The 2,005-nt window shown below is 70.7% G+C and carries 2 protein-coding genes; both read right to left on the reverse strand.

The features are described 5' to 3' along the window. The coding region (locus MTR62_RS20840; RefSeq protein ID WP_244024559.1) for a hypothetical protein at positions 1 to 627 on the reverse strand (627 nt) is incomplete at its 3' end. 661 nt (positions 628 to 1,288) lie between these two features. After that, on the reverse strand, positions 1,289 to 2,005 hold a 717-nt coding region (locus tag MTR62_RS20845), incomplete at its 5' end, for a FecR family protein (protein WP_244024562.1).

Consider the following 2,005-nt stretch of genomic DNA (forward strand, 5'->3'; position numbering starts at 1 on the left):
GGCGGCAAGCGCGGCGCGCAAGTCCGCGCCCAGCGCGGGCGCGGCGCGCGTGACGGGCTCGTGTTCGGTAGCGAGCCAGTCCGCCACCCCGGCAAAGCGGCTGACGCTGTCGTGTGCGCCATAGTTTTGCGCGTCGCGGCAGAACAGGATGTCGAGCGCCGTGGCGACCGGGTCGGGGCTGTCCGCGCTCAAGGCAACGAGCGTCGCGACCGGCTGGTCCTTGCGATCGCGTCCGAGCCAGAGCGTGACCACGTGGCGCAGCGCGTCGGGCGACGCCCTGGTGCCGAACATGCCCCAGTCATGGGTCAGTGGTTCGAGCGCGGCGAGCACGTCGCCAAGGCGCTGCATCTGGTCGATCCGCCAGGCCTCGAGCCGGGTGAACAGCCCTTCCTGGTCGCCCGGTGGCCAGGTGCGCGCGCGCTGGCGCCAGGCCTGGCGTACCGCCGGGGTCTGGCAGGCGGCGAGCACCGAGCTGGCCTCGCCCTCGGCAATGTAGTTCAGTGCGGCCCCGGCCAGCCCGCGCTGCTGCTCTTCCAGCGCCTTGAAGTAGGTCTTGATACCGGCGGCGGGCAGCGTGCCCGTGCGGTGCAGTCCGTCCAACACGCGACCCAGAAAAGAACGTACCACGCCAGCTCCCGCTTCTTGTGCGGCGCGCCTGCGGTCTCACGCCAGGACCGGCTCGGGCGACGCGCCGCTAGAGCATTTTCCCTTCAGGTGGAATCACCGGACGATTCAGAAAATGCGTCAACACAAAGGTCTAAAGCGGCTTTCGATCCGATGCAGTCGGATCGAAAGCCGCTTTAGTACAGGAATGGGCAGCGGCGCGGGGCATGGCAAGCGCGAACTGCGCTGGGCCATGGCAATTCCCGTGTGCGTGTGGCGCGGGGGCCATGCACGCGGACGAGGTCCTGCGATCATGGGGCAATTCGCCCGTGTTCAAGCGCCTGGGCGCGGCCCTTTTGCGACGCTCAGGCGTAGGCGCCGGGCCGTGTGCGGCGGGCTTTCTTGTCGCGGCGCATCGCCCCGTCGGCCTGGCGCAGCGCCTGTTCGGGCGAGCATTGCAGCGGATCGACGCGCACGATGCCAAGGTTTGCCTCGCCATAAGAGCGGGCGGGGGAGCTGTTCGGTGGTCTGCGCCCCCGACACCGTTTCCGACAACGGATCGAGCAATCCATTGGGCGTCATGAGGCGTTCCGTGACGGAGCCGCTGCTCCAAGCGGGGCGCAGAATACCGGGCTACCTGAGGTATTTCTACCTATTTGGTGTCTGGCGCGCCGGGCGCGCCGGGTCAGGCCCGCGCTGCCGGTGCCTCGGGCACGAGCACCAGCGCGTTGGTGCGGTGTTCGAGCCGCAGCGCGAACAGCGCGCCGATCAGGGCCAGCGAGCGTTCGGGGTGGTCGAGCCGGAAGCGGCCGCTGAACGTGCGCGCGGCGTCGGCGGGATCGGCCAGTTGCAGCGCGAGCGGGGTGTAGCGCCCGAGCCGCTCAAGCGCCTGGCCAAGCGGCATGGCCTGCGCGTCGAGCCAGTCGTTCTGCCAGTCCGCGCCCGAGGCCGGATCGAAGCGGCCGCGCCCGAGCAGGGCCCTGTCGCCGATCAGTACCCATTCGCGGGCGGGCAGCGTGCGCGGCGCGGCGAAGCCCGCCGGACCGTCGCGCAGGGCAAGCGCGACACGGCCCTGATAGACGCGCAGTTCGCTTGCCCGCGAAAGGCGATCGACGCTGAAGCGGGTGCCGAGCGCTTCCATCCGCGCTTGCGGGGTGAACACCTCGAAGGGCCGCGCGGGATCGTGCGCGACGTCGAAATGCGCCGCGCCGCGTTCGAGATGGACGGTGCGCCGCTCGGGCGTGAAGTCGAGCGCGACGCGCGAGGCGGCATCGAGGATGAGCTGCGAACCATCGGGCAGGGCCAGCGAACGGCGCTGGCCCGTCGCACTGGCGATGAGCCGCGGCGCGGGCGCTTCGCGACGGACCAGCCAGTGGGCCCCCAGCCCCGCCGCGACCAGCCC

Source organism: Novosphingobium organovorum (assembly GCF_022832435.1).
Lineage (GTDB): Bacteria > Pseudomonadota > Alphaproteobacteria > Sphingomonadales > Sphingomonadaceae > Novosphingobium > Novosphingobium organovorum.